General features: G+C 42.2%; 9 protein-coding genes. 4 read left to right on the forward strand and 5 right to left on the reverse strand.

What is annotated here, in order from left to right:
- Positions 1-738 precede the first annotated feature (738 nt).
- The 5 genes from NO559_RS10395 to NO559_RS10415 all read right to left on the reverse strand — a co-directional run bounded on the left by NO559_RS10395 (position 739) and on the right by NO559_RS10415 (position 6,348).
- On the reverse strand, positions 739-924 hold the full coding sequence (locus NO559_RS10395; RefSeq protein ID WP_258331763.1) for a hypothetical protein: 186 nt from the start codon (positions 922-924) through the stop codon (positions 739-741).
- Positions 921-2,522, reverse strand: coding sequence for a YfjI family protein (locus NO559_RS10400; RefSeq protein WP_258331764.1), 1,602 nt, complete (start codon positions 2,520-2,522; stop codon positions 921-923). Before NO559_RS10400 ends, NO559_RS10395 begins: the two co-directional genes overlap by 4 nt.
- Before the next feature lie 874 nt (positions 2,523-3,396).
- Complete coding sequence (locus NO559_RS10405) at positions 3,397-4,731, reverse strand: ParB/RepB/Spo0J family partition protein (RefSeq protein WP_258331765.1); 1,335 nt, start codon at positions 4,729-4,731, stop codon at positions 3,397-3,399.
- Between the two features lie 35 nt (positions 4,732-4,766).
- On the reverse strand, positions 4,767-5,690 hold the full coding sequence (locus NO559_RS10410; protein WP_258331766.1) for a helix-turn-helix domain-containing protein: 924 nt from the start codon (positions 5,688-5,690) through the stop codon (positions 4,767-4,769).
- Between the two features lie 103 nt (positions 5,691-5,793).
- Positions 5,794-6,348 (reverse strand): recombinase family protein, encoded by a 555-nt coding sequence (locus tag NO559_RS10415; protein WP_258331767.1) that lies wholly within the window; start codon positions 6,346-6,348, stop codon positions 5,794-5,796.
- A gap of 832 nt (positions 6,349-7,180) precedes the next feature.
- On the opposite strand from NO559_RS10415, the gene NO559_RS10420 reads away from it, so the two are divergent.
- The 4 genes from NO559_RS10420 to NO559_RS10435 all read left to right on the forward strand — a co-directional run bounded on the left by NO559_RS10420 (position 7,181) and on the right by NO559_RS10435 (position 12,542).
- On the forward strand, positions 7,181-9,541 hold the full coding sequence (locus NO559_RS10420; RefSeq protein WP_258331768.1) for a class I SAM-dependent DNA methyltransferase: 2,361 nt from the start codon (positions 7,181-7,183) through the stop codon (positions 9,539-9,541).
- A 126-nt stretch (positions 9,542-9,667) separates the two neighbouring features.
- Positions 9,668-10,960: a restriction endonuclease subunit S gene (locus tag NO559_RS10425; protein ID WP_258331769.1), complete on the forward strand. Its 1,293-nt coding sequence runs from the start codon at positions 9,668-9,670 to the stop codon at positions 10,958-10,960.
- 106 nt (positions 10,961-11,066) lie between these two features.
- A complete protein-coding gene (locus NO559_RS10430) occupies positions 11,067-12,080 on the forward strand; it encodes a DNA-binding protein (RefSeq protein ID WP_258331770.1) in 1,014 nt (337 codons plus the stop codon).
- A 3-nt stretch (positions 12,081-12,083) separates the two neighbouring features.
- Positions 12,084-12,542 carry a type II toxin-antitoxin system death-on-curing family toxin gene (locus tag NO559_RS10435; RefSeq protein ID WP_258331771.1) on the forward strand — a complete coding sequence of 153 codons (459 nt, stop codon included), beginning with the start codon at positions 12,084-12,086 and terminating at the stop codon, positions 12,540-12,542.
- The last annotated feature ends 50 nt before the right edge of the window (positions 12,543-12,592 follow it).

Here is a 12,592-nt window from a genome sequence, read left to right on the forward strand (position 1 = left end):
ACACTCATTGATAAGCGCTGCCCACTGTTGTTGGCTATACTTCATAGCTCACTCCTGATTGATTAGAGCGAGTAGTTTATCGAGTGGAGTTTGTTACTGGCAGGGTGTGGTTGGTACGGCGCTTACGATTTAGATAAAGCATTTATAGCTAATGGGGCTGGTAGCTCATTATGAGATATCTGTTATTTTACAAGTTAACGAATTTAGGCTGTTCTGTTATTGGTTTTTATTACCGTGGAGTAGTTTTTAATTTAACAATTTATTTGTATTCTTGTTGTTATCGTAGTGCTGCTTTACGTGGCTTTAAGTTATTAAAACTACAGGGTGGGCAAATACACCTGTAGTCCATAATTTAAGTGTTGTTTTTGGTGTCATAAAGCCCTCAAAAAGAGGGCTGTCAGATTAGTTAGTAGTTAAGCAAAGGGATTGGGTCGCCTAGCTCTTAGCTTGCATTTTTCACTGGTTTTGGCTGTGGCCTGACAGGGTAAATCGGGCAGCTGTAAGATGTGCATTCTTCAACCTGTTTACGCCAAGTACCTTTGCTCATCGGACAGTAAATACACTCTTTACATTTCTCATCAACGGCATCGCGTAATGATAGTCTAATTGGTTGTTTGGTGTTTGTGTCTTTCATGGTTTTCCTCTATAAATTACGCGCACAGCTATGCCGCCGAGTGATATGTACCACCAGCACTATGCGCGTCTATTGGTTGGATTAGTTTTTGGGTTTGGTGGGGGTTATATTGCTGTGGTACGAGTTAAGTCGAAATCTTTGATTAAGCGGTTTAATGCTTCAGCATTGGTTACCGTACGGTTTTCTAATGCTGCCAATTTTCGCTGTACTGTTTTGATAACCCTAAATGAAGATTTAGATAGGTAGAGCGTTAACTTGAGTTTCTGCTGATCTGTTGGCGTGTCATTCACTTACTTTCTTCTCCTAGTTTTTTTAGTGCTTTTTCAGCACCAGGTTTCAAATTGAATAGCTTTGGTTTTTTACCAGATCCTTCCATGGTTAATAATTCATAATCTGTTCCGCTCATTGTTATTAGGGCCGCCTCTAGCTCGCTTCTTTTAACACTGTTGCTTCGTAAGGCGTCGATACTTTTACTTGATGCTTTAATAGTTTTACCATTTAGAAAGTCGTCGTCCTTAAGTAATACACGAGCTACGCGCCGAATTACTTTATCTTCCTTGGTGTGAATGCCGCCCGACGACACCCATTTTTCGGTATGAGATATGAAAACTTTACTTATCTCAACTGCTCGCTTAGCAGTTTCCTCATCGACAAATACGTTATCAAGTCTGCCTGCTTTTGCGACAGCTAAAAGGCATGCATAACGAAGGAGGCGATCGTTTTCTTTCGCTAAATAAGATGTAAACATTTCACTACCACCGGTTTCTTCAGTCTTTTTTAAGATTTCGTATACATATGGACTATGTCCGTTTAATACACCTCTGGCTTCATCGGTTAAATGTACTTCATAAATACATCCATTATTTCCTCTTCCCCAGCTGTCATTTAGTAGGCCTGAAATCCAGTGCTGAAATTCTTTTGATATTTCGAGACTGTTTTCATCTGAATCATTTTGCGGGGCGAATAAGCCTTTAATGCGTTTCTCAAAATTGCCAGAAGTTCCCCATATAAAGCTAAATCGTTCAATAAACCCTCGGCCAGCAAAGGATCCATTTCCTAGGGCGAGTTTATCCACATGATCAGGCTGGCCCATTAAAGCTAAGCTCAGTGTCGGGTTTGCTAGTGACATTTCTGGCTTTGACGCTCTGATAACTTCATGCCTTTCACCATCAAAGGACTTAAGGACTAGTTGCAAGTTGCTTTGGCCGTTTGAGTATAATCCTGCAAGCACAGCGAGACAGTCACCTTCAGACGATATTAGGTTTAGTTTGTCGTTTTGGCCCTGCATGATTGAGGGAAGTGCCTCAGGTGTTGTGTCAGATACGCTATATATTGGTTTCATTAATTGTTCCTTAAGTTTCTTTAGTTGTTCTTCAGCTTCTTCTAATTTAATTTCTAATTTTTCGGCTGATTGGACAGTAGTTGTCTTTTCATCTTTTTCAGATTCAAATGCATCGCAGCAATCATCAAACGGTTGGCTAGGCTTGCCTGCTATTGCGGCTTTAAGATCAGTGCTTAATTGAACGATTAGATCCTCTTGATTCGCTATTTGGCTAATAAGTATGTTCTTAGAGCCGCTGTAGAGTTCGTCAAGAGCCTTTAGCGTTGGAGTAAGAAAGGTGTTATTAGCTGGGCTTTTAGCTGCAGCAGACTTCGCCCTAGCCATGACATAAAGTGTGGCTGGAGGTCTGAATGGGTGTTGCTCATGGATTACGCATCGAATTGAGTGTCCGACAGTTGCTGCAAGGTTGCCTAAAGCCATCGCAAATACAACATTAGGATCAATATGTATTTTGTTGACAGCGTCTTCTGCTAGCTTGGTCATCGGGTTGTCACCTAGTAACTTAAGGTCAAAGTTAAGGGGGGTTTTACTGTTTATTGGTGTCATGGTTTTTCTCTCTTTAATGGTTTAGTTTGTGGTGGAGACAGTTCTCCAATAGGTCGGGTTATCGTTGAAACGGTTCTCCAATAGGTCGTGCTATCGTTGAGACAGTTCTCCAATAGGTCGGGTTATCGTTGAAACAGTTCTCCAATAGGTCGGGTTAGAGGTTTTTCATCTTTAGTTGTGGCGACTCATTTCTTAGATGTGAATAAGTGTGTAGGCGGTTCCCACATGCTGTAGGTCTTATATTTAAAGGGATGTAGAGTTATATGTGGGAATGTGGTCTATGGGAGGGACTAAGGAGGGTCTTACGACGACTACTGATAGCTAGTTTTTAATGATTGTTTTTTATCCATATATGCCAGGAAGGTAAAGTTGGGCCTGTAAGTACTATGCTAAGTTAGTCGTTTTGATAGCTGCTTTACTATTAGTGACCATAAGTAAGGCGGATAGCCCTAGCTTTGAAAGGTTTAAGTTTAGTTAGATGTTTTGTTTGGTTGCTTTTCAATTCCTAGAGAAAAACTAAGGTTGGTCTTGTAAGGTATAGCGCCGACATATGTCCTACATTCCTACATATTTAGCTATAAGGCAGTAAGGTCAAGGGAGGGAGGTGTGGTCTGATTTCTCACCAAGAGGCGCATGTTACTTTTTTCCGTATGGAATATTGTTACAGCTTGACGGTTTTCACTGTTCACTTCTTTATTGTTCGCCTTAAAAAGGGGGGGGGAGGCTTAAAGTGTGGGTATGGGGTGAGTCATATAAACGACGACACATGTCCCACATTCCCACATAATTAGCTATAAGGCAGTAAGGTTAAGGGGGGAAAGGTGTGGTCTGTGCCCCACATGGAGGCACATGGTCTATTTTTCCATATGGAATTTTATACCAGTTCAGTAACTTTAGGTGCTCCCTCTATTTTTGTAGTAGTGTTTGGTTTCAGGGGGCTCATTGTATAAGCGTCTGAAAATGGATTATCAACTTTTTTAGTCTTGATTAATTTGTCCTCAGGGACGCCCCAGGCCCGTTGCTGAGTAACAGGACAGCCGTATACACGACCACTTGCTATAAGCTCCATTCTTTTATTAGGGCCGCCAAAAGCTTTTGTTACCCAGTACTCGTAAACCTCAGCATACTCTTCATCAAAGTGACGAGCTGCTAAGTGGGCTAAAAAATAGTCTCCATCAATACTAGAAGCTGGATATATAATGTGCTTATTATGAAATGCACAGCAACGGTTGTGCAGTTCTGTAGCCTCGTTGTAAAGTGGAGAAGAATACAATATTTCAGTTACCTTTTCATACTCTGTCATTTCCTCTACGTCAACGCTAAAAGGATATTTTGAGGGATTGCTAAGTCCTAAATTTACAGCCTTAGCATAACTTATAGTTATAGCACATTCATCGTCTTCCCAGTTCCAATTGTGGCCGAATGGTATGCCCACGCTGTATACTTTTGTATCTAAACCACTGTGCATTGGAAGGTTTATTTTATTCATTATGTCTAGTTCATAATCAATTATTGACTCACATGTATTTTTTAATTCGCTTAATAGGTATTTAAATTCTTCTATAAGAGCAACAGATTTTTTAGCATTATTAATAAAGTCTCCTGCTTTCTTTCTCGAGAATCCACATTGTTCGCCAATGGCTGTTAAGCTTTTCCCGCTACTGTAAAGGTCAAAAAACGCTATTTTTCTTTTTACTTCCAGATCTTTTTTGTATTGTTCGGCGTTTTTGTAAACCATTGATTTTCCAAAGCCAAAGTTATCTGCAAAAGCTTGCGCGTTAAAATTGTAGTTTTCTACATGGTCGTTAAAATATACAGAGAGTAACTTTTTACAGTTGATAGATTTTTCTTTGTTGCTTATAGCCTTTCCGTGGTCCATATTGCTTGTCGTAGCAAATAGAATGCAATTGTCTATTGTTAATCCTTCAATTATCTGTGCGTCAATTTCTTCAGTATTGTTCTTTTTGGCTGCACGAATCCTGTGAAACCCGTCTAAGACAAAATACCCGTCTTCTCGTTTGGCTACAACGACAGGAGGGAACTTTACTCCTTTTGCCATTTTTTCAGCATATTCTTCGACGAGGGTATAGTCTGTTCCATCAGGACGCATTTGATTTTTATCATCGTCATTAATTAGGTCTAACTTTAACTTACTCATAGTAGAGTTGGATAGCCATTCTTCCTTCTTGTCTATTAATTTTTTCTTCATGTAATTTTCCTTCTTAGATAGTTCTGTAAATTTTTCTATAGAGATTTAAATGAGTTGTTTGTTTTTTCTTCCAGTAGAGAAGCTAGCATATGGTTTTGAGCATCAATCTTTGCATGCAGTTCTCTCATGAATGGGTCAGGGGATTCTCCATTTTCCATCATTCTTTTTATGTTGAAATCCTTTTCTTCCATTCCATCTATTCCACCATCAAGAATGTCGGCGACCATCCATGTTGGAGGGTAAAGCTTTGAGTGCTTACTAGTCCCTTGCTTGGCTTCAAACCAACCCTCAAAAACAAGCTCTTCAAATTGCTCTTTGGCTTCCTTAAGGCTGTTAACGATCGAGGAGTGATTATCTATCTTTTCTTCATCAACATGGTCTGAAAATATTATGCTCCACACGTAGCTCTGTTCCAGCTCCCATAGTTGCTCCACTATGTTGGGAGACAGTTGGTTGTAGCTTAAAATGCTACCAATGACTTCTGATTGATTGTGGCTATAGTCGAAGAATGAAAGGAGTACGCTAGTAAGGAAGTACTCGTCATTTTTGGTCGCAAAGCTGTATCTTTCTGAGGGGGCGTTTTCGTGCTCATTTTTTATTTGGGGAAGAGAGGGGAGGTTAAAGCCCGCATCAACTAACGGCTGAAATATTGCCCACAAACCCATGTCGTTTACTTGGTCTCTTGCAATAGAGGGTTCGCCGTCATATTTATATTCAATTAGATCTAATACGTAGCTTTTCCAGCTGGCTACATTTTCTGTAGAGCCAAAAAGCGCTGTATCTTGAAAGCCTTCGCCTAAAGCGGATGTTAGAGGTGTCGTAAACTCTTCAGGCACATCACCTTCCTTTTCCCATTTTGAAATTAACGCCTGGCTAACGTTAAGCTCTTTGGCTAGGTCTGCTTGTGTAAGTCCTAGTTTTTTACGCTGGCTCTTAATGAGGTTACTTGTAATTTTCATTGGCACTCCATTTATCATGATTGCTGTACGATCATCATAATAGCCAATGTTTATCATGATGCAAGCTAATTTATCATGATATTTTAAGTTTTTGATTATGTCTCTATGATTTAGCCTGCATTCTTTTGATAGTGGCGGTGCTAACGCCCAGTGTTTCTGCGGTTTTCGCGATAGACAAGCCTGATGCTCTGAGCTCTTTAACTTTTGTGTGGTCTACGCTTGGTTTCCTACCCATGTGCTTCCCTTCGGCAATTGCCCTACGCCTGCCAGCTTCGGCACGCTCCATGGTCTTACGGCGTTCCATCTCAGCTACCTTCGACATAATGGTGACCAAGAGCTCCCCTGCATCAGTGGAGAGGTCGATACCCAGCCTAGTGATAATGATGTTCACGCCTTTGTCTTTGAGTGACGCTATGTTCTGTTGGACATCAATACTGTCACGCCCAAGTCGATCCAGGTCCACTGTTACCAAGGTGTCTCCCTTTCGTATGAATGAGAGCATGGCTGCAAACCCTTCACGATCCTTACCTTTCACTGATCCACTAACGGCTTCATCGCTATACTCGTGGTCGATGTTGTAGAGAGTTTTAAGTTCTAGCCTCTGGTTTTCTATGGTTTGTTCTTTGGTGCTGACTCGGTAGTAAGCGATTATTGCCATGTGTCTATGCCCCTTGTAGTTAGCTTGGCTCAAAAGATAGCTCAAATATAGATCGTTGGCTCATAACTTGTCAATACGATTTAAGAGCCAGGCTAGGTGAGGTTATATTAGTTAGATCAAAACTCTCCACTTGTGAGCCATGTCAGCAGGGTGTCTTTAGGTGGAGGCAGGCTTAAGGCCTTAAAAATAAACTAGGTTTGATTGGGTTGATAGGTAGGGCCGTTGTAAGCAATAGACGTTATTCGTATCAGTTGGGGTTGTTTTGGTGGTGTAACGGTATCAAAACGAACAGCTAGCCAATCAGTTGGAGTCAAAGTAGAAGCTTATCGCGACAGGGTGTAGCGTTTAGCAACCATACATACAAAAGCGTCGTTTATTCAGCGATAAAGTTTCAACAAGGCGGCAGCATAGGGTAGAGAGCAAGCGTCACTTTGCGCTCACTTTTGAATGTTTTAAGGGCTCAAAAAACACAACAAAAGAGGGGGGGGGACGGGGGAATTTCCGCTCGGCTGTTATATTAAATGGGCGCACAGATTTTTTTGAATTTGCGTTCGGCTACAACGTACAGTCAGCATGCATAAGTGCTTGTTGTGTAAATATTAATCGCCATAAAGGGTGTCGGCGCATAGGCACCTGTATAAGTGCTGCTGTACCGTGGTCAAAAACCATAATAACTGTTAGATTAAGCGTTCTAATAAGAATGATTACGCTCCATGGAGAGAGGCGCCACTGCATCTACGCGCTTATTACAACTCTCTCTACGTTTCCCTTTTACACTACGAAACACGTATCACTTATAGTCCCGTAACACTTACCCTTGGATAAGCAGTAAATGACGTCAACAACAAAGACACCCACCAACCTAGCAGCCGACAGCTGGGCCATTGCCGATTTACTACGTGGCGATTTTAAACAATCTCAATATGGTCGCATCATCCTACCGTTTAACCTATTACGTCGCTTAGAGTGCGTGCTAGAAGAGACCAAGCCTGCGGTACTTGCCAAGTATGAAGAAATACAAAAAATGAACCTGCCCGAAGAGGCGCAAGAGAAGTTATTATTGCGTGCTACTGGCGGTTTAAGCTTCTTTAATACCTCCAAGATGGACCTCGCTAAGCTGGGCGAAACGGGCATTAAGCAAAACCTAGTGAGCTACATTCAAGGTTTCTCAAAAGATGCCCGTGAAATATTTGAATACTTCAACTTCGCTGAGTTTATAGGCCAGCTCAACGATGCCGACTTGCTCTATAAAGTTGTGCAGCGCGTCAAAGTGATGGACTTGCACGCCGACAAAGTCTCCAATCACGACATGGGTCTAGTGTTTGAAGAGCTAATCCGTCGCTTTGCCGAAGGCTCTAATGAAACAGCGGGTGAGCATTTTACCCCCAGGGACATAGTACGCCTCACCACCTCATTGGTATTTATGGAAGATGACGACGCCCTTACCAAGCCTGGCATTATACGCACCATTTACGACCCCACGGCGGGTACTGGCGGGTTTCTCTCATCAGGTATGGAATACGTACACGAGTTAAACCCGCAAGCAGTGATGCGGGCTTTTGGCCAAGAGCTAAACCCAGAGAGCTACGCTATCTGTAAAGCCGATATGCTCATCAAGGGGCAAGAAGTTAACAATATTAAGCTGGGCAACACGCTTTCTAACGATCAGCTCTACGCCGACAAGTTTGATTACATGCTATCCAACCCGCCTTTTGGTGTTGATTGGAAAAAAATCGAAGCATCTATCAAAGACGAACACACGCTTAAAGGTTTTGATGGTCGCTTTGGCCCAGGCCTACCTCGTGTTTCCGATGGTTCCTTACTGTTTTTACTACACCTTATTAGTAAGTTGCGCGATGCATCAGATGGCGGTGGTCGTATCGGCATCATACTTAATGGCTCGCCGTTGTTTACCGGTGGTGCAGGTTCGGGCGAGTCAGAAATTCGTCGTTACATTTTAGAGGCCGATTTATTAGAGGCTATAGTCGCGTTACCTACCGATATGTTTTACAACACTGGCATTGCCACCTATGTATGGGTGCTCAGTAACAAAAAAGCCGCAGAGCGTAAAGGCAAGGTGCAGTTGATTAACGGCGTAAACCTCTGCGGTAAAATGCGCAAATCCCTAGGCTCTAAGCGCAACGAAATGAGCGCCGATGATATTGCCACCATCACCCGTAGTTTTGGTGCTTTTGAAGAAGAGGATGCACGCGAGCTAGATAAACCGGCAGAGGTTAAAAGCAACCGTGGCCGTCAGTCTGCTAATCCTAATCCTAAAGCTGAAGCGCCAAAAACCTTTGCCAGTAAAATATTCGCCACCCATGAGTTTGGTTACCGCCGCATCACCATAGAGCGGCCTTTACGTGAGAGCTACCAATTTAGTGATGAACGCATAGCCGAGTTACGTTTTGCCAATAAACCGCTCAATGCACCCATGAAGTGGATATACGAAACCTATGGGCAGGGCTGGAGCGACGATGAAGCCTGTGATAGCTATGGTGTGTTATCCGATAATGCCGTTGAAATAAGAGTGGCCATAAAGGCAAACTTTAGTGACATAAAAGAAGCCAAAATTAAAGAGCTGCTAGATCCCAAAACCTGGGCAGCACAAAAGCAAGTCATGCTTAAAGCCAAGCAGCTACAAGCCAGCTCGCCACATGGAATGGGCAGTGAGCAATGCGACGACATGAATGGCTATGACGCCGCGATTAAAAAAGCCTGCAAAAATCTTGGCATAAAACTAGAGGCCAAAGAGCTTAAGCAAATTACCAGCGCCGTTAGCTGGAAAAACCCAGAAGCGCAAAAGGTTATTAAGAAGGTACACAAAGCAAAAGCTAACCCGCTGTATGGTTTATTTGAAGTAGAGCTTAACGGCAAAAAACAAGTTGTAGAATACAAAGCCGATGGCGACCTACGTGATAATGAAAACGTAGCACTAGACCCATCACAACCGGTAGATGCATTAAACGAAGCTTACTTTATTAAAGAAGTGCAGCCCCATGTGCCGGATGCCTGGATAGATGCCAGCAAGAAGGATGATAAAGATCAGCAGGTGGGCATAGTCGGTTATGAGATTCCGTTTAATCGGCATTTTTATCAGTATCAGCCGCCTAGGGATTTGGTAGAGATAGATGCGGATTTGGACAAGGTTAGTGCCGAGATTATGACCCTTCTGCAAGAGGTACACTCCTGATGGTCTTTTTACGCTATTGCTGCGTTGTGTCTGTACTCGCTCAGTCACGTATTAAATATACGCTCTTTCTCTGTGTGCAGGCACGTCTTGCACTAACGCAAAAATTCTCATTAGGAGTTTATGTGTATGGGTAAGTATCAGGCGTATCCTGAATATAAAAATTCTGGTGTGGAGTGGCTGGAAGATCTACCGAATCACTGGGAAGTTAAAAGAACTAAAGCGATGTTTGGTCTGGCGCGTCAATTAGTTGGTAAAAATTCTAAGGATTATCAACTTTTATCGTTAACGCTTAAAGGAGTTATACCCAGAGATATTTCAGACGGCGGCGGTAAGATTCCAGCTGAGTTTGATACGTATCAAGTTGTTCGTCCAAAAAATCTAATCTTTTGTCTTTTTGATATTGATGAAACCCCGAGAACTATTGGTATTTCACCCTATGATGGAATGATTACCGGAGCATACAATGTCTATAGTGCTCTAGAGCCTTGTGTGCCCGAGTACGCTTATTACTATTTCATGCATATAGATTCTTTTAAGGGCTTAAAGCCTTTTTATACTGGTTTAAGGAAAGTTGTTAGATCTGAAACTTTTTCCAATATTAAAATGCCAGTACCTAGAAAGGAAGAGCAAGAAATAATCGCCAACTTCCTCGATCACGAAACCGCCAAAATAGACACTTTGATCGAAAAACAACAACAATTAATTAAACTACTAAAAGAAAAGCGCCAAGCCGTTATTAGCCATGCCGTCACCAAAGGCCTCAACCCCAACGCCCCCATGCGCGACTCAGGTGTCGAGTGGTTAGGTGAAGTGCCGGAGCATTGGGCGGTGAGTAAGGTTAAGTTTGAGTATAAAAATTTAGATGGACGTAGAATACCGCTAAGTACGGAAGAACGGTCTTATATGCAAGGTGAGCATCCTTACTATGGGGCGTCTGGAGTTATTGACCACGTAGATGATTATATTTTTGATGAAAATTTGGTGTTGGTAAGTGAAGATGGTGCAAATCTATTAATGCGCTCTTATGCAATTGCATTTCCAGCTTATGGTAAGTATTGGGTGAATAATCATGCACATATTTTAAAACCAAGAGATGGTAATACGGAATTTTGGGCTGAAGTAATTGAGGTGCGAGATTTAACTCCCTATATTTCCGGTTCTGCCCAGCCTAAATTTACATCTGAAGCTTTGAGCAATTTAGTGATTGCTGTACCTCCAGCAACAGGTGAAGTAAATAAAATATCTTCTTATATTAGAGAGCAAAAAGAAAAGTATTCTCTATTGATAGGTAAGGCAGAGGGCTCAATAAAGTTGATGCAAGAACGCCGCACAGCCCTAATCTCCGCAGCCGTCACCGGTAAAATCGACGTCAGAAATTGGCAAGCCCCTGAATCATCAAACAAGGAAGTAGCTGCATGAACTTGTTGGCAGGTGGCGGCAAGGCCAACGATTTTACCTTTCTAAACGCTAGGGCTACTTTGAGGCTTGAGCTATCATCTTCCTTGACGGCTTTAGGAGGCCTTTCATGCCTAGTGATTTAACCAGTTCATCTATAGATAGACAAAATGTACTCAATAATCGTTATGCCCTTGAGAAGATAGAGGAGCATCTTGCTTTGGGTGGGCTTGAGTTCGAGGGCGATAGGTTATTTACCAAGCAGCAGCTCACCGAGCTGTTTGATGTCAGCGATAGCACTATCGAGAAATACTTATCCACGCATGGCGACGAGTTAAAGGCTAATGGCTATCAGCTCCTTAAGGGGAAGAAACTTAGAGATTTCAAGGGTTTATCGTATGGTCCCGTAACAGATTACGGTACCAAAACATCGGTTCTTGGGGTGTTCAATTTTCGAGCAGTTCTCAATATAGCCATGATCTTGACGGAAAGTGAGCGGGCTAAAGCGGTTCGGTCACGGATACTGGATATTGTTATCGACGTGGTGGCTGAGCGGGCAGGGGGGCACACCAAGTTTATCAATCAGCGGGATGCGGATTACTTGCCATCGGCCTACCGTGAATACAGTTATCGGAAGGTGTTTACTGACGCTCTTGATCAGTACTTGGATATGGGCAAATTTAAGTATGGCATATATACCAATAAGGTTTATCAATTGGTGTTTAAAGAGAATGCTAAAGAATACAAGCAAATTCTAAAGTTAGCGAAAGGCGATAATGTTCGCGATACCTTTTATTCCGAAGTGTTAAAGGCTATCGCCAGTATTGAAAATGGTTTGTCTCAGGATATGGCAACCAAGGCAGGTGAGCTAGGTCGAAAATTGAGTCCCTCAGAATTGGATGCTTTGTTGGAGGGGCTGGAAGAAAACCCCTACTTAAAACCGGTTATTGATGATGCCCGCACAAAGATGGCAAGCCGGGATATGAGTTTCCGTGATGCTTTGCATATAAAACTGGAGTCATACTTACAAACAGTACCTGAAGGTGATGTTGATAAGTTCCTGGGGGATGCTAGTCGCTCTTTGGAAGAGCAGTTGTCAGATCCAGAGACACTTGAGGTCTTTAAGCGCTTAAAGGATCGATAGATTATGCCAAGGAAGTATATTTATTTTGATGCTGTTTATGCAGAGAAAGAGCACGACTGGATTATTGAGCATTCTGGTGGCAGAAGCGGTACCCAAAACCTGGGATTGATTGCAGGGTCGCTTGGCCATATTCAAAATGACGATTACTACCCGTCAATGGAAAGTAAGCTAACGCATTTGGTCTATAGCATTAATAAAAATCATGCCTTTGTCGACGGGAATAAGCGCTCAAGCATTGCCTTAGGGTCGTATTTTTTAGAGCTAAATGGTTATGAGTATTGCGTGCAATATTTTGTGCAGGAAATGGAAAATATTGTGGTTTGGCTTGCTGAGGGAATTATTGATAAAGAGTTACTTTGTGAACTCGTATCATCAATTCTCTATGAAGATGATTTCTCGGAAGAGCTTAAATTGAAACTGTTGAATGCAGCATTGCAATCAAAGGCTCATCAGGTAATGTAGTTCTGATTACTGTATCGCACTTTGCTTAACATTAGCGAAAAATAAAAATA

This window comes from Dasania sp. GY-MA-18 (assembly GCF_024734385.1).
Classification (GTDB): Bacteria; Pseudomonadota; Gammaproteobacteria; order Pseudomonadales; family Dasaniaceae; genus Dasania; species Dasania phycosphaerae.

Coding starts and splice junctions, on each gene's coding strand:
- NO559_RS10400 (WP_258331764.1), bottom strand. CDS start 2,522: ATGACACCAATAAACAGTAAAACCCCCCTTAACTTTGACCTTAAGTTA.
- NO559_RS10410 (WP_258331766.1), bottom strand. CDS start 5,690: ATGAAAATTACAAGTAACCTCATTAAGAGCCAGCGTAAAAAACTAGGA.
- NO559_RS10405 (WP_258331765.1), bottom strand. CDS start 4,731: ATGAAGAAAAAATTAATAGACAAGAAGGAAGAATGGCTATCCAACTCT.
- NO559_RS10430 (WP_258331770.1), top strand. CDS start 11,067: ATGCCTAGTGATTTAACCAGTTCATCTATAGATAGACAAAATGTACTC.
- NO559_RS10435 (WP_258331771.1), top strand. CDS start 12,084: ATGCCAAGGAAGTATATTTATTTTGATGCTGTTTATGCAGAGAAAGAG.
- NO559_RS10415 (WP_258331767.1), bottom strand. CDS start 6,348: ATGGCAATAATCGCTTACTACCGAGTCAGCACCAAAGAACAAACCATA.
- NO559_RS10425 (WP_258331769.1), top strand. CDS start 9,668: ATGGGTAAGTATCAGGCGTATCCTGAATATAAAAATTCTGGTGTGGAG.
- NO559_RS10420 (WP_258331768.1), top strand. CDS start 7,181: ATGACGTCAACAACAAAGACACCCACCAACCTAGCAGCCGACAGCTGG.